Origin of the sequence: Paraburkholderia silvatlantica (assembly GCF_003096715.1) — a bacterium.
Taxonomy (GTDB): Bacteria; Pseudomonadota; Gammaproteobacteria; order Burkholderiales; family Burkholderiaceae; genus Paraburkholderia; species Paraburkholderia silvatlantica.
On record NZ_QEOL01000001.1, the window covers coordinates 204,918 to 228,232 of the forward strand.

23 protein-coding genes and 1 pseudogene are annotated in these 23,315 nt (G+C 66.1%); 17 read left to right on the forward strand and 7 right to left on the reverse strand.

The features are described from left to right. The first annotated feature begins 42 nt into the window (after positions 1-42). Genes C7411_RS00945 through C7411_RS00965 form a run of 5 tightly spaced genes read left to right on the forward strand, consistent with a single transcriptional unit; the run spans position 43 to position 5,751 of the window. On the forward strand, positions 43-1,101 hold the full coding sequence (locus C7411_RS00945) for an ABC transporter substrate-binding protein (RefSeq protein ID WP_110382701.1): 1,059 nt from the start codon (positions 43-45) through the stop codon (positions 1,099-1,101). Positions 1,102-1,161: 60 nt separating this feature from the next. Next, positions 1,162-1,980 (forward strand): ATP-binding cassette domain-containing protein, encoded by an 819-nt coding sequence (locus tag C7411_RS00950; RefSeq protein ID WP_110382702.1) that lies wholly within the window; start codon positions 1,162-1,164, stop codon positions 1,978-1,980. 11 nt (positions 1,981-1,991) lie between these two features. Next, complete coding sequence (locus C7411_RS00955) at positions 1,992-3,341, forward strand: sugar ABC transporter permease (RefSeq protein WP_110382703.1); 1,350 nt, start codon at positions 1,992-1,994, stop codon at positions 3,339-3,341. 34 nt (positions 3,342-3,375) lie between these two features. Further along, on the forward strand, positions 3,376-4,104 hold the full coding sequence (locus C7411_RS00960) for an SDR family oxidoreductase (protein ID WP_110382704.1): 729 nt from the start codon (positions 3,376-3,378) through the stop codon (positions 4,102-4,104). Between the two features lie 18 nt (positions 4,105-4,122). Next, entirely contained in the window at positions 4,123-5,751 is a 1,629-nt protein-coding gene (locus C7411_RS00965) for an FGGY-family carbohydrate kinase (protein WP_110382705.1), read from the forward strand. A gap of 19 nt (positions 5,752-5,770) precedes the next feature. Here the strand turns inward: C7411_RS00965 and C7411_RS00970 are convergent, their stop codons facing one another. Then, entirely contained in the window at positions 5,771-7,039 is a 1,269-nt protein-coding gene (locus C7411_RS00970) for a multidrug effflux MFS transporter (protein WP_110382706.1), read from the reverse strand. Positions 7,040-7,261: 222 nt separating this feature from the next. On the opposite strand from C7411_RS00970, the gene C7411_RS00975 reads away from it, so the two are divergent. Further along, positions 7,262-7,525, forward strand: a complete 264-nt coding sequence (locus C7411_RS00975) for a DUF6723 family protein (RefSeq protein WP_110382707.1) — start codon at positions 7,262-7,264, stop codon at positions 7,523-7,525. A 169-nt stretch (positions 7,526-7,694) separates the two neighbouring features. Further along, positions 7,695-8,849: pseudogene (locus C7411_RS00980) on the forward strand (cysteine desulfurase family protein); the annotation flags it as partial. A gap of 26 nt (positions 8,850-8,875) precedes the next feature. Here the strand turns inward: C7411_RS00980 and gcvA are convergent. Next, on the reverse strand, positions 8,876-9,784 hold the full coding sequence (gene gcvA / locus C7411_RS00985; protein ID WP_110382709.1) for a transcriptional regulator GcvA: 909 nt from the start codon (positions 9,782-9,784) through the stop codon (positions 8,876-8,878). 178 nt (positions 9,785-9,962) lie between these two features. On the opposite strand from gcvA, the gene C7411_RS00990 reads away from it, so the two are divergent. From C7411_RS00990 to C7411_RS01015, 7 genes are all read left to right on the forward strand, one after another. After that, on the forward strand, positions 9,963-10,766 hold the full coding sequence (locus C7411_RS00990) for a hypothetical protein (protein WP_110382710.1): 804 nt from the start codon (positions 9,963-9,965) through the stop codon (positions 10,764-10,766). A 185-nt stretch (positions 10,767-10,951) separates the two neighbouring features. Further along, positions 10,952-11,221: a MoaD/ThiS family protein gene (locus C7411_RS00995; RefSeq protein WP_110382711.1), complete on the forward strand. Its 270-nt coding sequence runs from the start codon at positions 10,952-10,954 to the stop codon at positions 11,219-11,221. Between the two features lie 58 nt (positions 11,222-11,279). Next, complete coding sequence (locus C7411_RS01000; RefSeq protein ID WP_110382712.1) at positions 11,280-12,398, forward strand: WD40/YVTN/BNR-like repeat-containing protein; 1,119 nt, start codon at positions 11,280-11,282, stop codon at positions 12,396-12,398. A gap of 74 nt (positions 12,399-12,472) precedes the next feature. Further along, positions 12,473-12,643 carry a hypothetical protein gene (locus C7411_RS37255; RefSeq protein WP_165822716.1) on the forward strand — a complete coding sequence of 57 codons (171 nt, stop codon included), beginning with the start codon at positions 12,473-12,475 and terminating at the stop codon, positions 12,641-12,643. 123 nt (positions 12,644-12,766) lie between these two features. Further along, positions 12,767-13,168, forward strand: a complete 402-nt coding sequence (locus tag C7411_RS01005; protein ID WP_110382713.1) for a PPC domain-containing DNA-binding protein — start codon at positions 12,767-12,769, stop codon at positions 13,166-13,168. 175 nt (positions 13,169-13,343) lie between these two features. Beyond that, a complete protein-coding gene (locus tag C7411_RS01010) occupies positions 13,344-13,787 on the forward strand; it encodes a hypothetical protein (RefSeq protein WP_110382714.1) in 444 nt (147 codons plus the stop codon). A gap of 89 nt (positions 13,788-13,876) precedes the next feature. Then, entirely contained in the window at positions 13,877-16,000 is a 2,124-nt protein-coding gene (locus C7411_RS01015) for a phosphocholine-specific phospholipase C (RefSeq protein ID WP_110382715.1), read from the forward strand. Between the two features lie 85 nt (positions 16,001-16,085). Here C7411_RS01015 and C7411_RS01020 read toward each other — a convergent pair whose 3' ends face one another. Together C7411_RS01020 and C7411_RS37950 are read right to left on the reverse strand one after the other, a co-directional pair. Next, positions 16,086-16,379: a hypothetical protein gene (locus tag C7411_RS01020; protein ID WP_110382716.1), complete on the reverse strand. Its 294-nt coding sequence runs from the start codon at positions 16,377-16,379 to the stop codon at positions 16,086-16,088. A gap of 46 nt (positions 16,380-16,425) precedes the next feature. Further along, positions 16,426-17,148 (reverse strand): Spy/CpxP family protein refolding chaperone, encoded by a 723-nt coding sequence (locus tag C7411_RS37950; RefSeq protein ID WP_110382717.1) that lies wholly within the window; start codon positions 17,146-17,148, stop codon positions 16,426-16,428. Between C7411_RS37950 and C7411_RS01030 the strand changes: the two genes are divergently transcribed. Both C7411_RS01030 and C7411_RS01035 read left to right on the forward strand, forming a co-directional pair. Beyond that, positions 17,147-18,421 (forward strand): phospholipase A, encoded by a 1,275-nt coding sequence (locus tag C7411_RS01030; protein ID WP_243412996.1) that lies wholly within the window; start codon positions 17,147-17,149, stop codon positions 18,419-18,421. The two genes, C7411_RS37950 and C7411_RS01030, sit on opposite strands and share 2 nt — an antisense overlap. Before the next feature lie 198 nt (positions 18,422-18,619). Further along, a complete protein-coding gene (locus C7411_RS01035; RefSeq protein WP_110382719.1) occupies positions 18,620-18,880 on the forward strand; it encodes a DUF2934 domain-containing protein in 261 nt (86 codons plus the stop codon). Positions 18,881-18,940: 60 nt separating this feature from the next. Here C7411_RS01035 and C7411_RS01040 read toward each other — a convergent pair whose 3' ends face one another. After that, positions 18,941-19,204, reverse strand: coding sequence for a hypothetical protein (locus tag C7411_RS01040; RefSeq protein ID WP_133253600.1), 264 nt, complete (start codon positions 19,202-19,204; stop codon positions 18,941-18,943). 274 nt (positions 19,205-19,478) lie between these two features. Here C7411_RS01040 and C7411_RS01045 point away from each other — a divergent pair, with 274 nt between their 5' ends. Beyond that, a complete protein-coding gene (locus tag C7411_RS01045) occupies positions 19,479-20,267 on the forward strand; it encodes a COG4705 family protein (RefSeq protein ID WP_110382721.1) in 789 nt (262 codons plus the stop codon). A gap of 10 nt (positions 20,268-20,277) precedes the next feature. On the opposite strand, the gene C7411_RS01050 is transcribed toward C7411_RS01045, so the two are convergent. Beyond that, entirely contained in the window at positions 20,278-21,957 is a 1,680-nt protein-coding gene (locus C7411_RS01050) for a tannase/feruloyl esterase family alpha/beta hydrolase (protein ID WP_110382722.1), read from the reverse strand. After that, positions 21,954-23,069, reverse strand: a complete 1,116-nt coding sequence (locus C7411_RS01055; protein WP_110382723.1) for an OpgC domain-containing protein — start codon at positions 23,067-23,069, stop codon at positions 21,954-21,956. Before C7411_RS01055 ends, C7411_RS01050 begins: the two co-directional genes overlap by 4 nt. Between the last annotated feature and the right edge of the window lie 246 nt (positions 23,070-23,315).

Consider the following 23,315-nt stretch of genomic DNA (forward strand, 5'->3'; position numbering starts at 1 on the left):
GGCAACCCCGGCAGGCATTCAACCAAAAAACGGAGACACCCAATGACCCGACTTCACACCCAACTGATCGGCGCCGCCGCACTCGGTCTCGCCCTCGCGGGCATCACGCCGGCTTACGCCGCGCCGAGTGGCACGGTCGCGTTCCTGATGCCCGACCAGGCCTCCACGCGCTACGAGCAGCACGATTTCCCCGGTTTCAAGGCCGAAATGGGCAAGCTCTGCCCCGATTGCAAGGTGCTTTACCAGAATGCGAATGCCGATGCCTCGCAGCAGCAGCAACAGTTCAATTCGGTGATCGCCCAGGGCGCGAAGGTGATCGTGCTCGATCCGGTGGATTCCACGGCCGCCGCTTCGCTCGTGCATATGGCGCAAAGCCAGGGGATCAAGGTCATTGCGTATGACCGGCCCGTGCCGTCGACGCCTGCCGATTACTACGTGTCGTTCGACAACGAGGAAATCGGCAAGTCCATTGCCCAGTCGCTCGTGCAGCACCTGAAGGAGTCGGGCGTTGCCGGGAGCAAGGGTGGCGTGCTCGAAGTGAACGGCTCGCCGACTGACGCCGCCGCGGGGCTCATCAAGAAGGGCATTCACGAAGGGCTGCAGGGCAGCGGCTACAAGACGCTCTCCGAGTACGACACGCCTGAGTGGGCGCCGCCCAAGGCGCAACAATGGGTGAGCGGGCAGATCACCCGCTTCGGGCCGCAGATCGTGGGCGTGGTGGCCGCCAACGACGGCACGGCAGGCGGCACGGTCGCGGCCTTCAAGGCGGCGGGCGTCAATCCGGTTCCGCCGGTCACGGGTAACGACGCGACCACCGCGGGCCTGCAACTGATCATCGCGGGCGACCAGTACAACACGATCCTCAAGCCCAGCGAGATCGTGGCGGGCGCGGCGGCGAAGGTGGCCGTGGGCTTTCTCGACGGCAAGCCCGTGAAGGGCGAGACGACGCTCTTCAAGACGCCCACGCAACTCTTCAAGCCGGCCGTCATCACGCAGAAGAACATCAAGGCCGAGGTGGTGGACAAGGGCTTCGCGAAAGCAACGGACCTGTGCACGGGGCGTTACGCCGAGGGCTGCAAGAAGCTCGGCATCGGCGGCTGATGCGCATGGCCGGGCCCGGCGCGCGCCGGGCCCCGAGAGCAACGAAGAGGTACCCATTTCATGACTGACGAATCTACGAACCGCGCCACGACACGCGGCGCGAGCGGCGAGCGGGTGCTGAGCCTGCGCGGCATCTCGAAGCACTTCGGTGCGGTTTCGGCTCTCACGGATATCGAGCTCGACGTGCATGCGGGCGAGGTAGTCGCCCTCGTCGGCGACAACGGCGCGGGCAAATCGACGCTCGTGAAGATTCTTGCGGGCGTGCATCAGCCGAGCGCCGGAACGATCATGTTCCGCGGCCAGCCGGTGAACCTTTCCGATCCGGGCACGGCGCTCGACCTGGGGATAGCGACGGTGTTCCAGGACCTCGCGCTGTGCGAGAACCTCGACGTCGTGGCGAACATTTTCCTCGGCCGCGAGTTGAGCCCGTACCGGCTCGACGAGGTCACGATGGAAGTGAAGGCCTGGACGCTCCTCAACGAGCTTTCCGCGCGTATTCCCAGCGTGCGCGACGTGGTCGCCTCGCTCTCGGGCGGCCAGCGCCAGACCGTGGCGATCGCGCGCTCCCTGCTGCTCGACCCGAAGCTCATCATGCTCGACGAACCGACCGCCGCGCTCGGCGTGGCCCAGACCGCCGAGGTGCTGAACCTGATCGAGCGCGTGCGCGACCGCGGGCACGCCGTCATCATGATCAGCCACAACATGGAAGACGTGCGCGCCGTGGCCGACCGCATCGTCGTGCTGCGCCTCGGCCGCAACAACGGGATTTTCTATCCCGATTCCTCCAACGCCGAACTCGTGGCGGCGATCACCGGGGCGACGGAAAACGCGGTGTCGCGCCGCGCGGGCCGCCGCCAGGCGCAACAGGACGTCCAATGAAAGGAACGATCATGAGCAAGACTATCCATGGCGCTCCGCAGCATGAAACCCCGGACGCTTCAAAGCCCGATTCAAAGCCCGATTCAAAGCCGGATTCGAAGCCGGATTCGAAGCCCGGCTCAAATCCCGATGCGAAGCCGCTGCTCGACCGCAGCGACGTGCGCGTGAAGCATGCGAGCGGAGTCGGCGAGAGCGTTTCGGCGTTCGTCGACCGCGTCCGCTCGGGCGACCTGGGTTCGCTCCCGGTCATCGCGGGGCTCGTGATCATCTGGACGGTGTTCACGAGCCTGAACCCCGTGTTTCTTTCCGCAGACAACCTCGTGAACATGCTGTTCGACTGCTCGACGGTCGGCGTCATTTCGCTTGGCATTGTCTGCGTGCTGCTGCTCGGGCAGATCGATCTCTCGGTGGGCTCGATGAGCGGCTTCGCTTCGGCGCTCGTCGGCACGTTATGGGTCAACGACGGCTGGCCCGTGCTGCTCGCCGTCGCCGCCGCCATTGCGGTGGGCGCAGTGATCGGCGCACTGTACGCGCTGCTGCTCAACTGGATAGGTATGCCGAGTTTCGTCTCGACGCTCGCGGGCCTGCTCGCCATCCTCGGCATGCAGCTCTACGTGCTCGGCTCGACGGGTTCGATCAATTTGCCGTACGGCTCGGCGATGGTGAATTTCGGACAGCTGATGGTGATTCCGCCGGTCGTCTCGCACGTGATTGCGCTGCTGCCCGGTATCGTGCTTCTGCTGCTCGGCATGCGCACCCGCGCGCGCCGCCATGCGGCCAGGCTTTCCGCGCCTTCGGTTGCCGGCCTGCTCGGGCGCGCGGCGGCGCTCACGGTGTTCCTCGAAATCGTCGTGGCCTATCTCAACCGCGGGCGTGGCGTGCCGCTGATGTTCGGCCTCTTTCTGGGTCTCGCGGTCGTCATGCAGTACGCGCTCACGCGCACGCGCTGGGGCCGTTCGATGCACGCCGTGGGCGGCAATCACGAAGCCGCGCGGCGCGCGGGCATCAAGGTCGGCGCGATCTATACGAGTGCCTTTGTGCTGTGCGCGAGCCTGGCCGCGATCGGCGGCGTGTTGACCGCGGCGCGCCTCGCTTCGGCGAGCCAGCAGGCCGGCACCGGCGACGTCAACCTCAACGCCATCGCGGCAGCCGTGATCGGCGGCACGAGCCTGTTCGGCGGGCGCGGCAGCGCGTGGTCGGCGGTGCTCGGCATTATCGTGATCCAGTCGATTGCGAGCGGTCTGACGCTGCTGAACCTGTCGTCGTCGCTGCGCTTCATGATTACCGGCGCCGTGCTGGCCATTGCGGTGATCGTCGATTCGCTCGCCCGCCAGTCGCGCGTTTCGCATGGCCGCGCCTGAGGCGTTCGAACCTGATTCAAGGAGAAAGTCACCCATGTCTGAATCGATCAAGGGAAAGGTCGCCGCCATTACGGGCGCGGCGTCCGGCATCGGCCTCGCGTGCGCGCGCGCGTTCGTGGACGAAGGCGCGAAAGTCGTGCTGATCGACCGCGCCGAGGACCGGCTCGCGAAATGTTGCGCGGAACTGGGCCCCGATGCGCTGCCGCTCGCCATGGACCTGCTCAACCCCGCGGACCATGCGGCCATGCTGCCCAGGATTCTCGATCTCGCCGGCGGGCTCGACATCTTCCACGCCAACGCGGGCGCGTATATCGGCGGCGAAGTGGCGAACGGCAATCCCGACGAGTGGGACCGCATGCTGAACCTGAACATCAACGCCGCGTTTCGCTCGGTGCATGCGGTGCTGCCTCACATGATCGCGCAGAAGGCGGGCGACATCGTGTTCACGAGTTCCGTGGCGGGCGTCGTGCCGGTGGTGTGGGAGCCCGTCTACACAGCCTCGAAGTTCGCGGTGCAGGCGTTTGTGCATACTGTGCGCCGCCAGGTCGCGAAGCACGGCGTGCGCGTGGGCGCGGTGCTGCCGGGCCCCGTGGTCACGGCCTTGCTCGACGATTGGCCCAAGGCGAAAATGGACGAGGCGCTGGCCCAGGGCAGTCTCATGCAGCCGAAGGAGGTGGCCGATGCCGTGGTATTCATGCTCACGCGGCCGCGCAATGTCACCATTCGCGACCTCGTGATCCTGCCGAACAGTGTCGATCTGTAAATCTACTGTCAACGAGCCATGACCTCAAATGACCAGGCCGGCGGCGCACGCCATACCGTCGGCGTCGATGTGGGCACGGGCAGCGCCCGCGCCGGCATTTTCGATTCCGCCGGACGCATGGTGGCGTCGGCGAAACACGATATCACCGTGTTTCACGAGAGCGGCGCGATTGTCGAGCAATCGAGCACGCAGATATGGAACGCCGTGTGCCACGCCGTGAAGGAGGCGCTCGCGCAGGCTGCGATCTCGCCGGAGGACATCGCCGGCATCGGCTTCGACGCCACCTGTTCGCTCGTCGTGCTCGGCGAGGGCGGCGCGCCGTTGCCCGTTGGCCCGTCCGAAGCGGTCGAACGCGACATCATCGTGTGGATGGACCATCGCGCCGTGGAGCAGGCCGGGCGCATCAACGCCACGGGCCACGACGTGCTGCGCTTCGTGGGCGGCAAGATTTCTCCCGAGATGGAAACGCCCAAGCTGCTGTGGCTGCTGGAAAACCGGCCCAGGGTGTTCGCCGCGGCCTGGCAGTTCTTCGACCTGACCGACTTCCTCACGTGGCGCGCCACGGGCGATCTTGCGCGTTCCACCTGCACGGTGACCTGTAAGTGGACCTATCTCGCGCACGAGCAGCGCTGGGACGAGAGCTACTTCCGCACCGTGGGTCTTGGCGTGCTGGCCGACGAAGGTTTCGCGCGCATCGGTCAGACGATCGTCGAGCCGGGCACGCCGCTTGGCAACGGGCTCACGCCGGAGGCCGCCGCGCAGCTCGGCCTGCGCGCGGGCACCGCCGTCGCGGCGGGCGTGATCGATGCGCACGCGGGCGGCATCGGCACGGTCGGCGCGCAAGGGCAGCCCGAGGCGTGCCTCGCGTATGTGTTCGGCACCTCGTCCTGCACGATGACGACCACGCGCGACCCCGTGTTCGTGCCCGGCGTGTGGGGACCGTACTACGCGGCGATGGTGCCCGGGGCGTGGCTCAACGAAGGCGGGCAGTCGGTGGCGGGCGCGGCGATCGAGCGGCTGCTCACGATGCATCCGCTCGCAGCGCAAGCCGCGAGCCGCGCGGCGAGCGAAGGCGAGTCGCTGCCGACGCTGCTCGCCGGGCTGGCGGCCCAGGCTGCGCAGGGCGGGTCGGGCGCGGTGCGCCTCGCGCACGATGCAGGCCTGCACGTCGTGCCGGAATTCCTCGGCAACCGCGCGCCGTTCGCCGATCCGCATGCGCGGGCCGTCATCGCGGGACTCGGCATGGAGTCGGACATGGAGAGCCTCGTCGCGCTCTATGTCGCGGGCATCGGCAGCATCGGCTATGGACTGCGGCAGATCATCGAGGTGCAGGCCCAGGCGGGCGCGCCGATCGAGCAGGTCGTGATCAGCGGCGGTGCGGGCAGGCTCGACCTCGTGCGCCAGTTGCTTGCGGACGCAACGGGCAAGCCCGTGCTGGCCACTCGCGCCGAAGAGCCCGTCCTGCTGGGTGCGGCCATGCTGGGCGCCGTGGCTGGCGGGTTATACGGCAACGCGCGCGAGGCGATGGCAGCGATGTCGCAGATCAGCAAGGTCTACGCACCGGCCACGGGCGAGATCGCCGCGCTGCACGAAGCGCGTTACCGTGCCTTCACGCAGTTGCAGGACGTGGCGCGCGCGATCCGGTAATGGCCTGACCGGTCGCGGCTCAGGCCGCCTCGCCGCTGCGCTGCGCGAGCGCGGCGGCGGCTGCGTCGCTCTGCGCGAGGTGGCGCAGCAGCTTCGTCACCATCACGACGACGGTGAGCGCGAGCAGCACGAAGAACACCGCGAGCGGCGTGAGCACGTGCACGGAGACGAAACCGGCCAGCCCCATCATCGCCGAGGAAACGAGCAGCAGCGCACAGCCGAGGATCGCGCTCGTCAAACCGGCAATGTGCGGGAACAGCGAATTGCCCTTGGCCATCAGCGTGGGATACATCGCACCCGCGGAGAGACCCATCACGAGTACGGGAACGGCAAGCGTCCACACGCGCAGGCCCACCGTGAGCGCGAGCACGAGCATGGCGATTGCCGCGGCCGCCATCACGCGCGCCCCCACGCGCAGACGCTGCTCCGGAGTGGGCAGGCGCGGGCCGTGGAGCCGGTTCGAGAGGCCGCCCAGGAAATACATCAGGCCGATGCCGAGCGCGAGATAGCCGAAAAAGGTGGGCGGCCTGTGCAGCGTGTTCTGCACCATGAACGGCCCGACGACGTTGAAGACGAGCAGGATGCTGTAGCACAGGCCCTGGGCGAGGAAGCAGCTCTGGAACACGGGGCTCGCGAGCACCTTGCCCGCGTTCGCGATGAGCGTGCGCGGTTCCAGACGCACTGGTTGCCGCAAGGTCTCGCGAAAGCGCCACAGCAGCGCCCACATCGCGAGCGAATAGACGAGCAGGAACACGAGGCAGGCCTTCCAGCCGAACAGCTCCTGCAGATGCGCGCCGATCACCGGCGCGATGATCGGCGCGAGCCCCCACGTAATCGACATGTAGGTGAACGCGTGCATGAGCGCGGTGCCCACGAACGAGTCGGTGATGATGGCTTTTGCGAGCAGATTGGTCGCGGCGATGCCGAAGCCCTGCAGGCAGCGCGCCAGCACGAAGGTTTCCAGGTTCGGCGCGGCCAGCGAAAGCAGGCAGCCGATCGTGTACACCACGAGGCCGAAGGCCAGCACGCGCTTGCGCCCGAGGGCGTCGGAAATCGGCCCGAAGACGAGTTGGCCGAGCGCGTAGGCGGCCAAATAACCGGACACGCTCGACTGGATCGCCTGCGGCGAAGTCGCGAAGTAGCGCGCCATGGCCGGCAGCGCGGGCACGTAGATATCGATGGCGAGCTGTCCGGCGGAGGCGAACAGGCAGATCAGGAACAGCAGGAAACGCGGCGAGTTCGCCGGGCGCGCGGCGGTGGCTGGACGTTCGGGCAGATCGTGGGTCATGACAGCGTGAAAAGGGGGATTCCGGTGCGGCGGCGCGGGGGCGGTCGGGCTCCCGGTCGGGCTCCCTTTTGGGAAGGCATGTTCGAATCACGAACACAGCGTCCGGCGCGGCGCAGGCACGTATTGTGCCCGTTATCGCCGAATTCCGTGCGACGCCCCTCTCAGGCGCGACGCTTGCTGGGCATCCGCATATCTCGCCCTGGATAGCCCCGGAGTGCCGACATGCCAGAGAAAAGGCCGAAAGAGGCCGTGCGCCGCCCGACCAGCGCGGCAGATTACGACGTCTTCTGCGGCGAGCAGATCGACGGCGCGGGCCGCTACTACGGATTGCTGCGGATTCGCCGCAAGACCGACGGGCGGCTCATCTATCCGTTCGACGGCTGTCCGCGCCCGGGGCCGTGCGCAACGGGACCGCTGGCAAGGCAGGAGGCACTCATGCTCGCGGACGAACTGATTCGTGCGGACATCGCCATGCCCGAAGGGTGAGTCGGCACTGTGTGCCGAAGGCGCCGGGTATGTCGAGAATTTCATTTCGCGATACGCCGGTCGAGGAGAAATGAATACTCCGGCCTTTGGAGAATCCGCCTGATTTTGGAACCACTTTTTAGCGCCCGACGCGTAGCATTTTCGCCATTCCGTTGTGCGAGAAACGAAGATGAGCGAGAAGGGCGATTGGCGTTACTTTGACTATGCCGCGACTACTCCTGCGGACCCGCGGGTGATCGAGGCGATGTTCGGCTGTCTGGGCATGGAAGGCGATTTCGGCAACCCCGCCTCCAGTTCGCATGGCGCGGGCCAGCGGGCGCGGCGGCTCGTCGAACAGGCGCGCAAGGACGTGGCGGCGCTCATCGGCGCCGATGCCGGGGAGATCGTCTGGACTTCCGGCGCGACCGAGTCGAACAATCTTGCGCTCAAGGGCTACGCGGACCGCGCGATGCAAAAGCGCCATCTCGTCACGAGCCAGCTCGAGCACAAGGCGATTCTCGACACGATGACGAGCCTCGAAGCGCGCGGCATGACCGTCACGCGGCTCGCACCGGACGCGCACGGCGAAATCACGGCAGAGGCCGTGGCCGCCGCGCTCACGCCCGACACCGGTCTCGTCTCGCTCATGCTGGTCAACAACGAACTGGGCACGCTCACGGACGTCGCGGCGATTGCGCGCGTGGTGCAGGCCGCCGGCGCGCTGCTGCACGTCGATGCGGCGCAGGCGCTCGGCAAGACGCCCATCGACGTGAAGGCAATGGGCATCGACCTGCTCTCGATGTCGGCGCACAAGGTGTACGGGCCGAAGGGCATCGGCGCGATCTATGTGAGCCGCGAGGCGTTCGAGCGCATCGCGCCGCAAATGCACGGCGGCGGTCACGAGCGCGGCCTGCGCTCGGGCACGCTGGCCACGCATCAGATCGTCGGCATGGGCGTCGCGTGCGTGATTGCGCGCGAGGCGCTGCAAGCGGACAGCGAGCGTATTGCACGCCTCGCCGAGCGCCTGCTGGCCGAGGTGCTTGCGTTGCCGGGCGTCACGCTCAACGCCGCGCGCGCGAGGCGCATTCCCCATACGCTGAGCCTCACGATCGATCTGCCGGGCTTCTTCCCGTTCCTGCTGACCGGCGACCTCGCGATTTCGTCGACGTCTGCCTGCAACTCGGCGGCGGGCATACCCTCGCACGTCCTCACGGCCATCGGGGTTGGCGAGGAGGCGGCAAACCGCACGGTGCGCCTGAGCCTCGGGCGTTTCACGAAGACGGAAGACGTCGATTTCGCGGTGGAGTGCATTCGCCGCGCCGTGGCGCCATGTCTGCCGGCCGCTGTGCCCGCCTGAAACCTGATTCGCGCTCAACCGGACTCGGCGAGAAAGAGCCGGATTTCATCGCCGAGCCAGTCACGCACGGCGCGCACCTTGGGGTCCTCGCGGCTGCCAATGCGGTAGACGAGATCATGGCCGCGCTCGGACTCGAGACGCAACTGCGGGAACGGCGCGACGAGCCGGCCGGCCGCGATGTCGTCCGCCACGATCACGCTGCGCCCCAACGCGACGCCTTCGCCGCGGATCGCCGCCTCGATCGCGAGGCTGCCATGGCTGTAGGCCGTGCCGCGATCGCTGCGCACGCCGCTTAGTCCCGCCAGCGCGAGCCATTGCTCCCAGTTCGCGAGCATGCCGCCCTCGTGCAGCAGGGTGCAGCGCGCGAGGCTCTCGACCGATGCCATGCCGCCCATCTTCGCCCGATAGTCGGCACTGCAGACTGGCGTCACGGTCTCGTCGAGAATGCGCTCGGCCAGCACGCGCGGATAGCGTCCGCTGCCGTAGCGAATCGCCACATCCACATCCGAGTCGTTGAGATCGACGTATTTGTCGGTCACGTCGAGGTGGACGTCGAGTTCCGGATGGCGGGCCTTGAGGCGGTGCAGGCGCGGCGCGAGCCAGCGGTTCGCGAAGGACACGCTCGCGTTGATCTTCAGGCGCGAGACGCTGTCGTGCGTGCGCAGGCGCTCGGACTCCTTGCTCAGTTCAGCGAGCGCGCGGTTCACGGCCAGCAGGAATTCGGCGCCCGCTTCGGTCAGGACGATGCGCCGCGTGAGGCGCTGGAACAGCGCCACGCCCAGATGGCTTTCGAGCGTCTTGATGTGCCGGCTCACGGCGCCGTGCGTGACGTGCAGCTCCTGTGCCGCCAGCGTCATGCTGAGAAGCCGCCCGGTGGCTTCGAAGGCGCGCAGGGTTTGCAGCGGGGGAAGGCGGTCGAACATGGAGCCGGGTGCGTGTGTGACGTGTGAGTTTTGCTCACGCATTATATGACCACAAATGGTTTGTCAGCCACGTTGACGGGCTTCAATATGGGCATGAAGCCGCAGGACGTAACGTAACCAGTCCTACGCCCGCGGCGCATTCCTGAAGGTTGGCATTCTCCGCATTGCGTCGCTCATCATGGATCTTCTGCTTTTCAAGCTCGTCGTTACGCCGCTGCTGTTGATGGCCGCCAGTCTTGCTGCTCGCCGTTGGGGCGAAGCGGTCGGCGGGTTGCTCGTGGGGCTGCCGCTCACATCGGGGCCGGTCTCGGTTTTTCTCGCGCTGGAGCACGGACCGGCGTTCGCCGCGCAGGCGACTGCGGGATCGCTCGTCGCGACGGCTGCGCAGGCGGCGTTTTGCGTCGTCTATTGCAGGCTCGCGGCGCGCGGGTGGAAGGCGGCGCTGGCGGCCGCAGGCGCGACGTTTGCCCTCGTGGCCCTCGTGCTGCAATGGAGCGCGCTGCCTGCCAACGGTCTTTATCTCTTCGCGATTCTGGCCATCGCCCTGGCGCTCAACCTGATTCCCAACAAGCCGGCAAGAACGGCGCGGCTCACGCCGCCCTGGTGGGATTTGCCGTCGCGCATGACGCTCATTGCCGGCCTCGTCGTAAGCGTCACACTGATCGCGCCTTACGTCGGACCCGAGGCGAGCGGCGTGCTCGCGTCGTTCCCGTTCATGGCGATCATCCTCGCGGTGTTCGCGCACCGCCTGATCGGTCATGAAGCTGCCCAGCAACTGATGCGCGGCATGACCACAGGACTGCTCGGTTTCGCGTCGTTCTTCTTCGTGCTGAGCCTCACGCTCACGCACTGGAACCTGCTGGCGGCCTACGGCACAGCGATTCTCTGCGTGCTCACGATCCAGGCCATTTCCCTGTACCGCATGCGTTTGCCGGCACCGTGCCTGCGCGGCAAGTCCGGGCCCGAAGGCAGCGCGCCGTAACGGCTGGCGTTGCTTGCGGCGGGGTAGAGCGGATCTCGCCGCGCTTGCTGCGCCGCATCGCAGGACAGCCTGGCATCCGGGCTCCCTTATCGTCTCGAAGCGTCTCGAAGCGTCTCGAAGCCCCTCGCAGATGGCCTAAACTACAGAACCGGCGGACGCGGCCACTTCCGCTTCGCCGGACCGCCATGGCGCACCTCTTCTTCGCAGCTTCGATTCAGCGGCACGTCGCGACGCCCGAGCGCGAGATCGACGCGCGCACGCTTCGCGAAGCGTTCGATGCCGTGTTTGCCGAACAGCCTCGTTTGCGCGGCTATATCCTCGACGATCAGGGCGCATTGCGTAAGCATCTGGCGGTGTTCGTGGACGGCGTTCGTTTGCGCGACCGGGAGCATTTGAGCGATCCGCTCGGCGAGCAGAGCCGGGTGTACGTCGTGCAGGCGCTGTCCGGCGGATGAACCACAACGTTGCATGGGACCGGAGCGCGGACTCTGGGTCGACAGGAGGGCAAGCGAGATGAGCGATCGACTGCTGGTCGCAACCCGCAAGGGGCTGTTCGTTCTGCAAGCCGATGGAGCGGGTGGCTGGACAATCGGCGAACCTGAGTTCGTCGGCGAGCCGGTGAGCATGGTGATGCCCGACGCGCGCGACGGCTCGCTCTATGCCGCGCTCAACCTGGGCCACTTCGGCGTGAAGTTGCATCGCCGGCGTGCGGGCATGGCGGACTGGGAGGAATGCGCCGCGCCCGTTTATCCGCCACAGCCGGCCGAGGACAGTCAGTCCGGCGAACCGGACGCATTGGGCCGCTTGCCCGCGCCGTGGTCGCTCCAGCAGATCTGGTCGCTAGAACCCGGCGGCGCGGACGAGCCCGGCGTGCTGTGGGCGGGCACGATACCGGGCGGCCTGTTCCGCTCCGCCGACGGCGGCGACAGCTGGGAACTCAACCGGGCGCTGTGGGACCGCCCGGAGCGGCGCGAATGGGCGGGCGGCGGCTACGACGCGCCGGGCATTCACTCGGTGATGGTCGATCCGCGCGACAGCCAGCACGTGACGGTGGGCGTGTCGTGCGGCGGCGTCTGGCAGACGCGCGACGGCGGCGCGAGCTGGCGCCTCACGGCCGAGGGCATGGAAGCCGACTATATGCCGCCCGAGCGGCGCGGCGAACCGAACGTGCAGGATCCGCACCGCGTGGTGCAATGCGCGGCGAATCCGGATGTGCTGTGGACCCAGCATCACTGCGCAATCTTCCGTTCGACCGATGGCGCGGCGCACTGGCGGCGCATCGAAGCGCAGCCGTCGAGCTTCGGTTTCGCGGTCGCAGTACATCCGCGCGAGCCGGACACCGCGTGGTTCGTGCCGGCCCAAAAGGACCAGTACCGCGTTCCCGTGGATGGCCGGTTCGTCGTGACGCGCACGCGCGACGGCGGGCGCACGTTCGAGCGCTTTTCGAACGGCTTGCCGGCGGCGCCCGCGTACGACCTCGTGTACCGGCACGGGCTCGATGTCGACGACTCCGGTACGCGTCTGGCGATGGGGTCGACCACGGGCTCGCTCTGGACCTCGGACGACGGCGGCGAGAACTGGCGGCTCGTTTCGGCGCATTTGCCGCCGGTGTATTGCGTGCGGTTTGGGTGACGGAAGTCTTGCGCCTGCGCCCGAACGGGGTGTCGCCTGGCGAAACGCAGGAATAGCGAGGGTTTTTTGTATCCTTGTGTAATCCGCAGCACATCGAGGCCGCCGAAGCGAAGGTGAGTGCGCAGAACGGCGCGGCGGCTTCGGCGTTCGGCGGCATGGCGAATGGTTCATCGGCAGCGGGCGCGGCGACGGCTTCGGCTCCGCACGACATTCCCGGCTTCGGTTCGATCTACGCGCATCCGTGACCGGCGCGTGAAGGCGCGCATGCAAGGGCGGCCCGCTTCGAGCGGGCCGTTGCCCATGGCGCGGCTTGCCTCATGCTTCGTCCCGGCCTAACCTGTCCCGCATACGACGACACCGAGCCCAGCATGCAAATCCATCCCGTACGGCTGTCTCCCGGCGACGATCTGCGCGTTGCCGTCGAAAGCTTGCTCGGCCAGCAAGCCTCGCATGCGGCGTTCGTCGTCCAGGGCATCGGCAGCCTGAGCGTCGCGCAGTTGCGATTCGCCGGCGCCGAAACGCCGACCGGATTGCGCGGCGACCTCGAAATCCTCACGCTCGCGGGCTCGGTGTCGCCCGATGGCGCCCACCTGCACATGTCGGTGTCCGACGCGCAGGGCCGCGTGCTGGGCGGTCACGTCGCGCGCGGCTGCATAGTGCGCACCACGGCGGAACTGCTGCTCATACTGCTGCCCAGCCATCGTTTCTCGCGAGAGCTCGATTCCTCGACCGGATACGCGGAACTGCAGATCCGCAACGTGCCGGATTGATCCGCCTGCGCCGCCATTCGAGCGGCCCCACGCACCGTCACAAAATTTAAAAGCGGCATCGCTATGCTTCGGCGTTGCCTCGCCGCTGTCTGCGCTGTTGCACGCGTTGCGCGCGAGGCCCCGCTCGGGCCGCTCCTCGAGCCGTTGTTGTGCCTCTATCTGGACGGAGACTTCGATGACGGTCGAATCCGCGCCGGCGCGCCTGCTTTTGGCGGGCGCGTCGCGCAAACGGTTGAGCCTGCCCGCTGCATTCGCGACGATGCGTGCGCCTGCCATGCTGCTTGCATGCGCTGCCGCGCTGTGTGCCTTTGGCGCATGCAGCGCACGCGATAGCGACGCGCGCGCCGCGCTCACCACGAACGCCGCACGCGAACTCGCGCAAACGCGGCCAGGCAGCAATCCATCGAGCCCGCCGCTCGCCAACGCATTCACGCTGGCGTCGGATGCGGGCGCATCGAATCTCCCAGATAGTGCGAACAGCATGGCAAACGCCGGCGTAGCCTTGCCCGCGAACGCCGTACGGTCGCCGGCGAAGTTACCCGCCGGCGGGACCGCGCAAGACACACAAGCCGCGCAAATCGAACCGCTTGTCACACCCGTTATCCACACCGCCGATTGACGTACCCGGCCGCGCGGCCTTGCCGCCTGCCGCCCGTCGAGGCGGCATGCCGTGCGTGCCTTTCTCAACCTGAAGATGGAAACCACAAGATGACATCGAGAAGCCGCCGTGACTTTCTCCGCACCGCCGCGATGAGCGCCGGTTCGGCCACCGCCCTGACGATGCTGCCGCAGGGCATCCGCAACGCGCTCGCGATTCCGGCGAACAATCGCACCGGGAGCATCCGCGATGTCGAGCACATCGTGATCCTCATGCAGGAGAACCGCTCCTTCGACCACTACTTTGGCACGCTGCGCGGCGTGCGCGGCTTCGGCGACACCCGCGCGATCACGCTGCCCAACGGCAAACCCGTATGGAACCAGCCGCTCGCAGCCGGTGTGGGCGAAGTGCTGCCGTTCCATCCCACGGCGGCCAACCTCGGCCTGCAGTTCCTCCAGGATCTGCCGCACGACTGGCCCACCACGCACGCTGCGTGGAACGGCGGCCGCTACGACCAGTGGGTGCCGGCCAAGGGCACGACGACGATGGCGTACCTCACGCGCGACGACATCCCGTTCCACTATCAACTCGCCGACGCCTTCACGATCTGCGACGCGTACCACTGCTCGACGCTGACCTCGACGGACCCGAACCGCTACTACATGTGGACGGGCTGGGTGGGCAACGACGGCAGCGGCGGCGGCCCGGTGGTCGACAACGCGGAAGCCGGCTACGGCTGGTCCACGTATCCCGAAGTGCTGCAGAGTGCGGGCATCACGTGGAAGATCTACCAGGACATCGGCGAAGGCCTCGATGCCAAGGGCTCATGGGGCTGGACGGGCGACAACCCCTACATCGGCAACTACGGCGACAACTCGCTGCTGTATTTCCATCAATACCAGAACGCCCAGCCCGGCAATCCGCTGTATGACCGCGCACGCACGGGCACGAACGTGCTGGCGGGCGGCGGCTATTTCGATGTGCTCAAGCAGGACGTGGCGAACAATGCGCTGCCGCAGGTTTCGTGGATCGTTGCGCCCGAGGCGTACTCGGAGCATCCGAACTGGCCCGCGAACTATGGCGCGTGGTACGTCGACCAGGTGCTGCAGATCCTCACGTCGAACCCGGACCTCTGGAGCAAGACCGTCCTGCTCGTGAACTACGACGAAAACGACGGCTTCTTCGATCACCTGGCGCCCCCATTCCCGCCGGCTTCGAGCGCGAACGGCCTCTCGACCGTCGACACGACGAACGAAATCTTCCCGGGCAGCAGCAAGTATGCAGCCGGCCCGTATGGTCTCGGACCGCGCGTGCCGATGCTCGTGGTCTCGCCGTGGTCGCGCGGCGGCTGGGTGTGCTCGGAAACGTTCGACCATACTTCCGTGATCCGCTTCATCGAGAAGCGCTTCGGTCTGCATCACGACCTGCGCGAGCCGAACATCACGCCGTGGCGCCGCGCCGTGTGTGGCGACCTCACGTCGGCATTCAACTTCGCCACGCCCAACGCGGCGATCCCCGCGCTGCCCTCCACGACGGGTTATGCGCCGCCCGACAAACTGCGTCACCCCGACTACGTGCCGGTGCCGCCGGTCGTGGGCAGCGTGCCGAAGCAGGAAGCGGGCGTGCGCAACGCGCGCGCGCTCCCGTACGAGCTGTTCGTACGCTTCGACGCCAATGCCAGCGCGGGCGATGTCACCGCGCGCTTCGTCAATTCGGGCCGCGCCGGTGCCGTGTTCCTCGTCTACACGGCGGGCAGCGCCGATGCGCCGCGCACCTATACGGTCGAAGCCGGCAAGCATCTGCAGGACAAGTTCGCGATTGGCGCCAGCGGCGCGTACGACTTCAGCGTGCATGGGCCGAACGGTTTTCTGCGCCGTTTCGCGGGCACGCAGGTCAAGTCGGGCGGGTTGGGCTGGCTCGGCGGCAATGAAACGGCGCGCCCCGAAGTGGCCGAGGGCTACGACGTGGCGAACGGCAACCTGCAACTGCGCCTCGAGAACAAGGGCGGCGCGCGTTGCCGGTTCACGATCGTCAACGCATATGACCCGGGCACGAAGATCCAGCGCACCGTGCCCGGCGGCGACACCGAGCAGCTTTATCTCGACCTGCGCAACGCGTACGGCTGGTACGACCTGACGATCACCGTCGATAGCGATGCGACGTTCGTGCGCCGCATTGCAGGGCACGTCGAGACGGGCCGCCCGAGCTATAGCGATCCCGCACTCGGCGCCTGATACCGCTGAGGACTGAGGTGAGCCACGGCTTTCGCGAGCCGTGGCTTTTTGTTTGCCGTGTAATCGGGCAAGGGGCGCGCTAGCGTTAGCGCCAGCGCGGCGGCGGCGGTCCCCAGCCGGGATGCCGGACGTGTCTCGGACCCATGAAATGCGGAGGACGGTGCCACGGAGAAAAGCCGTGGCGCGAATACACAACGGGAGGCGGCCACATCTGCGCGGCGGGATGCATGAAGAATACGGGCGGCGGCGGCGCGTAGAACGCCCCCGGAATACCGATGCCCACGCCGACATTGACGTTCACGCGCGCCTGTGCGGATTGCATCGCGCACAGCGTCGTCGCGATACAAAGGAATGCAAACTTCAACACACGGAGTTTCATCGCCGATCCTCCGTCGCGAGCGCGCGTTGCCGGCACTCGCGGCTGGTTATTTCGTGTGCGCTTCCGTGGGCCGGAAAGCGGCGTCCGCAAGCTTCTTCTGCGAGTCGGGCATGGTCGCGTATAGCGCCGAGAAGGCGTCGAGCATCGCCTTGCTGCCTTCGGCGTTCGCCTGGGCAATCCCGTTCCACGATTGAAGGTTCTCCACCGCGCTTTGCTGCTGCGCATTGTCGTGCCGTTGCTGGATCAGATCATCCACGGTTTTGGCGTTATTGCGCATGACGTCGGCCACTTTCGCCCACTGGTCCTCTTCGGCGGGAGTAATCTTCAGTTCGGCATGCAATTCTTTCACGCGGTCGTCGACGGTTTCAACGTGATGCTGATGCGACGACGCAGCCGGAGCACTGGCCTGCGCCCAGCACGTGGAAGCGCCGAGCAGGGCTAGTGCAAGCAGGACAGGTTTCATTGTCAACCCTCGCGAAAAGCGTTCGCCGGCAAGTCCGAACGAACCATTTTGATCATAGCAGCGGCGGCAACCCGTTTCGGCATCCTCTATGTAACAGCGAATGACAGGGAATAGGGCACGATTCCCGAGTGCACCACGCTTCACTCGTAGAACAGCATCGGCTGGATTCGCTGTGCGGCGAATCATTCTGGCGATAGACGGAGGCAACGTGGCGAGTCGACTGGCATCTTGCAGGATATCCGCTTCCCGTTCCGAGCAGAGCGTCCGGCTGCCATGGGCAAGGCTGGCGTGCCTGGCGCTGGCCATGGCCACGCTCGCAGGCTATATGCCGACAAGTCGTGCCGCCGTGTCGATCATGCGGCCGCCGCGCGAGGCCAGGTCCGACGAGCCGCTCGTGGTGACAATCGTCTACACGGGCGATGCGCCCTCCGGCACCTCGGTCGATGTGCCTCGCACCTTGAGCATTGCGCTCACCAACGGCGAGCAGTTGCCGAGGACGGTGCTGCTCACGCGCGATTCCGGTGCGCCCGAGCACGTGCGGCTCGCGGCCGGGGAAATGAAGGCGGTGAGTTATAGCGCGCCCTGGCCCGAGTGGGCGCGCGGAGCCGTGAGAGTGGACGTGCCCGGCGTCGACGTTTCGCCTTCTGTGGTCCTGCTCACGCGCAAGCCGCGCGAGGCCGCGGCGAATGCGCCCGCGCCAGCCACAGCAACCGCGGCGGCCGTTGGGTCCGCATCCACTCCACTGGCTATTGGCTCTGCCGAAGGGCCGATGGCGGGCAACGAGTCGCTCGCCTCACAAATGCCGCCTTCGACTGTGAAGCCTTCCAATTCGCTCGTGCCGGATTTGACCACTGCTATCGCGGGCCGCTTTTCGTTTTATCAACCGAATTATTTCGCGGACGGCTTTGCCTCGAACGACTCGGATCTCGCGAAATTCCAGGTCAGCTTTAAATTCCGCTTTGTGTTGCCGGACGATCCGCGCTCCAGAGGTTTCGTCGACAACCTCTATTTCGCGTATACGCAAACCTCGTTGTGGGACATCAATGAGTATTCCGCGCCGTTCCGCGATACGAGCTATATGCCCGCGCTGTTCTATTACCTCGAGGACACCGGGTGGAGATCGAAATGGTTCACGCGCATGGGTATCGAGGCGGGCTACGAGCACGACTCGAACGGGGAAGACGGACCGGAATCGCGCGGCCTGGACTACTTCTACGTGAAGCCGATCTGGGACTTCGGCGATCTCAACGCGAACCACTTGACCATCGCACCGAAGATCTATGGCTACACGCACATTGCCGGGGAGAACTCGAATATCGCCGACTATCGCGGGTATGTCGATCTGCTGGTCAAATATGGCAGCCCGGACGGCTGGCAACTCGCGACCACGCTGCGAAAGGGCACGAAATCGTGGTACGGCAGCGTCGACACGCAATTTACATACCCGCTCGCCAAGTTGTTCGGCAACGCCTGGGGAGGCTACTTGTGGATCGGCTATTTCAACGGCTATGGCGAGGATCTTCTCGACTACAACCAGCACCGCTGGGCGGCGCGCATCGGTTTCAGCCTGTCGCGGTGACGGGGTGTGTGGATGTTATGAAACGCTCGTGAGATCGGTCACCGGCTTTCCGATAGCTGAAGGTAGCAGTGATCTCCCGTCGCCGCCGGTGACAACGCATCGGGCACCGTGTTTGCTCGCTGCACGGGCAGTGCGCCATCCGCAGCCGAGGCCGGGCGGTTGCCGCGCTGCTCACGCGCGCACATCGGAGGAACGACCATGAATGCACAACGGGAAGAGCGCGTCCGGCGACGCGCTTATCAACTCTGGGAAGACGACGGCGCGCCGGAAGGTCGGGCGGACGAATACTGGAGCCGCGCCGAAAAACAGATTGCCGCCGAATATGACGCAGAAGGAGAAACGTCGGGTATCGCGAGCGATCAGGCCGGCAAGCGCCGGCTTGCCGGTGAACCCCTGCAGGAAAGCGACGCCATGCCGCCGACCGAACTGGCGCGCGACAAGCGGCGCGGCGGCGGGTGAAATCACCATGTGCCGGGCTTTAGGCCATTGTCATGCCAGCCGGCTCGACCTGTTCGCACATCAATGATGCGCGAACAGGCCGTTGCGGCCCTCGTGTGACATGAGTGCGTCGTGGCGCGACGTTTGCGCAACCGACGCATTCGAGGTGCCCGAGCTTTCCATTCCATAGCCGGAGTTGTCGGCGCGTTGAGCGCCGGCGTGCTGCGAGCTTGCCGGTTGCTGCATCTGCGTGGCTTGTGCCGGGGATTCGGCGTTCTGTGCGAAGGCGGCGGGCGACAATGCGACGCCGAGCGAGACCATGGCAGTAGCAAGTAGAATTTTCATGATACAGACTCCATGTAACATAAGTTACTTCGGATTACTGAAAAAGAGTGCGCGAATCGCAAAACCCGTTTTTCAGCCGCTCATTCAACATCGCGGCGTCCGATCACCACGACGTGTATCCACAGGCTACGCAGTCAACCTTAGAGTTTGCTTATGCGCAGGCAACGATGCACGTTTAGCGCGTATTCGGCCGTTGTTAAGGCTTAGTTAAGCAACGGCGGCATATAGTCCCAAGCTGTTTCGTTCCGCCCCTCATGCGGCGCAAGGAGTATTCATGTCCACCACCACACGAAGTCTCATCGAAGACGCGCTCAGCAAGGTCCCCGCCGTGACGTTCGGCTTCTGGATCATCAAGGTTGCATGCACCACGCTTGGCGAAACCGGCGGTGACTGGGTGACGATGTCACTGAATCTGGGTTATCTGGTTGGCTCGCTCATTTTCCTCGCGTGCTTCGTCGTGCTGGTGGCGGCGCAGATCCGCGCACAGCGCTTCTACCCGTGGCTCTATTGGGCGACGATCGTTGCCACGACCACGCTCGGCACAACGCTCGCCGACTTTTTCGACCGCTCGCTCGGCGTAGGCTATCCTGGCGGCGTATCGATCATTCTTCTGTTGCTCGTGGCCAGTCTCGCGATCTGGTACCGGGTAGAAGGCACGGTTTCGATCGAGAGTGTCGCGACGCCGCGCGTCGAATGGTTTTACTGGATTACGATCCTGTTTTCGCAAACGCTCGGCACCGCGCTGGGCGACTGGGTGGCGGGCGAAGACCGTGGCGGCCTTGGCGTGGGCTACGAATACGGCGCAGCGATCTTCGGCGCAGGCCTCGTTGTCGTGGCGCTGCTGTGGTTGTGGCCGCGCGTATCGCGCACCGCACTTTTCTGGTTCGCGTTCGTGCTCACGCGCCCGCTCGGCGCGACGCTGGGCGATCTGCTCGACAAGCCCGTCGCCGATGGTGGCCTGCACTTCAGCCGTTTTTACGCATCCGCGCTGCTGGCGGTCTTTATCGTCGGCTGCATCGTGGCGCTGCCTCAGCGCGCCGCTCGCCGGGCGGGCAACGCGTAGCGCGCATGGGTCATTGCGGCATCACGCATGTGAAACTGGTCGCGCGATTCAGGTTGCCCTTGCCGAGATAGCGCACAAACGCCGGGTAGCGGCACAGCGGCCGCGTGCGGCCGTTCGTGGCCTGGGCAATATCGGTCACGAACAGCGTTTCCGGCGCGCTGCCGTGCGTGACCCAGTCGTCGAGCGCGCCGAGCAGGTCGACGGACGGGATGAACACGCCGTTGCCGTGCTGGTAACCCGGCACCATGTAAAGCCGCATGAAGCTGTCCACGCGCGCTTCGCCGTAGCGCCCCACCAGCCCCTGGTAATACGCAATCGTCTGGTTCGGGCTGATGACCTCGTCGGCGAGCCCCTGCAAGGTGATGAGCTTGCCGCCTCGCGCGATGTAGTGCGAGACGTCGGGGTTCATTGCGCCAATCGTCGTCGACAGCGTAAAGAGCCGCTCGCGGTAACGGCCGGGATGCATCACGTCGAAGTTCGTCGAATCGAAAGTCGGGTCGTGCGTGATGAAGTATTTGAGGTAGGCATCGCCCTGGGCGTACAGGTAGCCGTTGGTGACGAACCCCGGCTGAGTCAGCCGCTGGGGCGAATGCGCGAGGCCCAGCATGCTCGTGAAGCGCGTGCCCTGGAAGACGTTGTAGCCGCGATAGGTGTCCGCATTCCAGGCGAGCGCGTAGGGCAGGCGCAGGCCGTCGCGCAGGCTCTCCAGCGTCGCGATCTGCGGCGGCGTGAGGCAGTCGTCGGCGGCATGCTGGCGATCCGTCTGGTCTTGCTGGTCCTGTGAGGCGCAACGCAGCGAGTCGATGATCTCAGGTTCTCTCGCGCGGCAGGATTCGACGTCGCTGATGAGGCCGTCCGCCGCGCCGTCGAGCGCATCGCACACCTGCAACACGCGCTCGTACACGTGCTCCAGCAATAGCGGCGACAGATAGCCGCCCGGCGTGCGGTATTCGTGCTGGCCCGTCACAACGCCGATCAGGCGCACGCCCGAGAAGTTCAGCGCGGGCGAGTTCGCGATCACGCCGTCGTAGTCGTCGGGATAGCGCTGGATTACGGTGTAGCCTTCGCGGCCGCCCGTCGAGCCGCCCGCGAAATACACGTGCTCCGGCAGCCGCCCATAGCCGAGCGTGATCAGTGCGAGCGCAACGTCATGCGCTTTTTTCAGATGCGCATAGCCGAAGTTGGTTACGGCTTCTTCTAGCAGTCCGAAATTGGCCTCCGACGACGTGCCGTTGTGGCCGGAGTCGTCGCCGAAGGTCGCATAGCCGCGCGCGAGCGGCGCGCGGTCGGGCGAGAAGGGCATCGGACCGGTTCCTGTCACCACGACGCCGCTGTAGCCGCCGCCGCCGAATTGCAGCGCACGGCCGTTCCAGCGGCTCGGCAGGTTCACTTCAAAGCGGATGTCCGGCGTCCCGGCGCTCTGGGCGCGGATCACGCCGGTCAGGCGGCAGAAGTCGCCGTTGAGATTGCCTGTGGCGGTTGCAGGGATCATCGCAGCGCTCAGCACGAGTGCACCGTTGGTCGGCAGGCCGATGCTCGCGGGCGGCAGCAGCGCGCCGGCAAGGTCGACGCAATGCAGCGGCAGCGAAGGCGTGTGCTGCGCGAAAGCGGGGCTGCCAGCGATGAGCGTGAGCGTGGCGAGGGCGATCGCCCTGAGGGAGCCGTGTGTGCGCTTGCCCCGTCGTATCATCCGCAGCCGGCTCCGTTTGCGCTCACGCGGGTCTTTTCCTTCTGGCGCCCGAGCGTTCCGTGCCAGACCCGAGCGAGCATGAGTGTCGCGCCGATCGCGACGATGTCGCCGGCCAGCGCGGCCGCGAATGCCGCCGCACCATGCAGCGCGTGTGGCGTGGCGCTGTCGACGATCACCGAGATCAACGTGCCGCCGACGAAGCACACGAGCCCCGTGCGGCCCACGGTCACTACGGCGGGCACGCGCGCGGCGACCCGCGCGATCGTTCCGCGATGGACGAAATACGCCGCCACCATGGCAATGCCGATGAAGTTGACGACGCGCGCGAAGGCCAGATGCTGTTTCATTGCCCCAGGCATGGGTTGAGTCAGGACGAACCATTTAAGCGCAGCGAACAGCGCCACCGCGGCGAACGCGAATCGTACCAGCCAGCGCGCGGTTTCCGAGGTCTTGAATCCGGGCGGAAACGGATACAGCCGGCAAAGCATGCCGAATACGAACATCAACTGCCACGCGAACGGGTTGAACGGCCAGTTCGCGAACGTGCTCGAGCCGATGAGCGCAGCCAGCAGCGGCGCGAAGGCCCAGAGCAGCAGGCTGCACATCAGCGTGGAGAGCGGCGCGCGGCGGGCGAAGGGCACCGCCGCGGGCACGCACAGCGCAAATATGACATACATCGGCAGCACGCTCGACAGATACGGCTGGCGCGCGAGCAATACGACGTGGAAGGTTTCGCGCACCGGATGCGTGGCAAACGACGCCCAGCCGCTCAGATCGGCGGCAGTCGGGTTCACGTGCAAGAGCGCGAGTATCGCGCCCGAGAGCAAGGTGAGCAGGGCGGTCAGCAGATAGGCGCGGTAGATTTCCCAGCTGCGGCGCAGGAAGCGCCCTTGCGCGGCGCTCACGCCACGGTGCGCGCGCACGGCCATAAAGGCCGCGGCCGACGCGTAGCCGCCGAGAAACACGAACACTTCGGCGGAGTCGCATAGCGCGTAAGCGTGCAACGTCACCTGCGACAAGGCGCTGCCTGGAATGTGATCGAGCACGATCACGATCAGCACGACGCCGCGGAAAAAGTCGACTTCGATCGAACGCCCCTGGCGAGACTCCATGGTGCCCTCACAAGCAACGCGGCGGCGCCGCTCTGTCCGGCGTCGACCGCTCGATGAATGACAGGGCGGCGGCTCACGTATCGTGGCGCCGCCCTTGTGCGTACGAGAGCATCCCGCAGGTATCGTTCCCTGCTCGCGACGTGGTTAGCGCGTTATGCGCCCGATATGACGCGCATGCCATGTTGGCGTCATCTGCATGCCAGCTATACGTCGACTGCGCGTTGACTGCGCGTTGACTGCGGTGTC

Bases quoted from the DNA above. Each gene is read 5' to 3' on its own strand.
- C7411_RS01010 (WP_110382714.1), top strand. From the start codon at position 13,344: ATGACGGTCGAATCCGCGCCGGCGCGCCTGCTTTTGGCGGGCGCGTCG.
- C7411_RS01035 (WP_110382719.1), top strand. From the start codon at position 18,620: ATGAATGCACAACGGGAAGAGCGCGTCCGGCGACGCGCTTATCAACTC.
- C7411_RS00970 (WP_110382706.1), bottom strand. From the start codon at position 7,039: ATGACCCACGATCTGCCCGAACGTCCAGCCACCGCCGCGCGCCCGGCG.
- C7411_RS00965 (WP_110382705.1), top strand. From the start codon at position 4,123: ATGACCTCAAATGACCAGGCCGGCGGCGCACGCCATACCGTCGGCGTC.
- C7411_RS00945 (WP_110382701.1), top strand. From the start codon at position 43: ATGACCCGACTTCACACCCAACTGATCGGCGCCGCCGCACTCGGTCTC.
- C7411_RS01055 (WP_110382723.1), bottom strand. From the start codon at position 23,069: ATGGAGTCTCGCCAGGGGCGTTCGATCGAAGTCGACTTTTTCCGCGGC.
- C7411_RS00960 (WP_110382704.1), top strand. From the start codon at position 3,376: ATGTCTGAATCGATCAAGGGAAAGGTCGCCGCCATTACGGGCGCGGCG.
- C7411_RS01000 (WP_110382712.1), top strand. From the start codon at position 11,280: ATGAGCGATCGACTGCTGGTCGCAACCCGCAAGGGGCTGTTCGTTCTG.
- C7411_RS00975 (WP_110382707.1), top strand. From the start codon at position 7,262: ATGCCAGAGAAAAGGCCGAAAGAGGCCGTGCGCCGCCCGACCAGCGCG.
- C7411_RS01045 (WP_110382721.1), top strand. From the start codon at position 19,479: ATGTCCACCACCACACGAAGTCTCATCGAAGACGCGCTCAGCAAGGTC.
- C7411_RS01020 (WP_110382716.1), bottom strand. From the start codon at position 16,379: ATGAAACTCCGTGTGTTGAAGTTTGCATTCCTTTGTATCGCGACGACG.
- gcvA (WP_110382709.1), bottom strand. From the start codon at position 9,784: ATGTTCGACCGCCTTCCCCCGCTGCAAACCCTGCGCGCCTTCGAAGCC.
- C7411_RS01050 (WP_110382722.1), bottom strand. From the start codon at position 21,957: ATGATACGACGGGGCAAGCGCACACACGGCTCCCTCAGGGCGATCGCC.
- C7411_RS01040 (WP_133253600.1), bottom strand. From the start codon at position 19,204: ATGAAAATTCTACTTGCTACTGCCATGGTCTCGCTCGGCGTCGCATTG.
- C7411_RS00955 (WP_110382703.1), top strand. From the start codon at position 1,992: ATGAGCAAGACTATCCATGGCGCTCCGCAGCATGAAACCCCGGACGCT.
- C7411_RS37950 (WP_110382717.1), bottom strand. From the start codon at position 17,148: ATGGCCAGCGCCAGGCACGCCAGCCTTGCCCATGGCAGCCGGACGCTC.
- C7411_RS01015 (WP_110382715.1), top strand. From the start codon at position 13,877: ATGACATCGAGAAGCCGCCGTGACTTTCTCCGCACCGCCGCGATGAGC.
- C7411_RS00995 (WP_110382711.1), top strand. From the start codon at position 10,952: ATGGCGCACCTCTTCTTCGCAGCTTCGATTCAGCGGCACGTCGCGACG.
- C7411_RS00990 (WP_110382710.1), top strand. From the start codon at position 9,963: ATGGATCTTCTGCTTTTCAAGCTCGTCGTTACGCCGCTGCTGTTGATG.
- C7411_RS00950 (WP_110382702.1), top strand. From the start codon at position 1,162: ATGACTGACGAATCTACGAACCGCGCCACGACACGCGGCGCGAGCGGC.
- C7411_RS01005 (WP_110382713.1), top strand. From the start codon at position 12,767: ATGCAAATCCATCCCGTACGGCTGTCTCCCGGCGACGATCTGCGCGTT.
- C7411_RS01030 (WP_243412996.1), top strand. From the start codon at position 17,147: ATGGCCACGCTCGCAGGCTATATGCCGACAAGTCGTGCCGCCGTGTCG.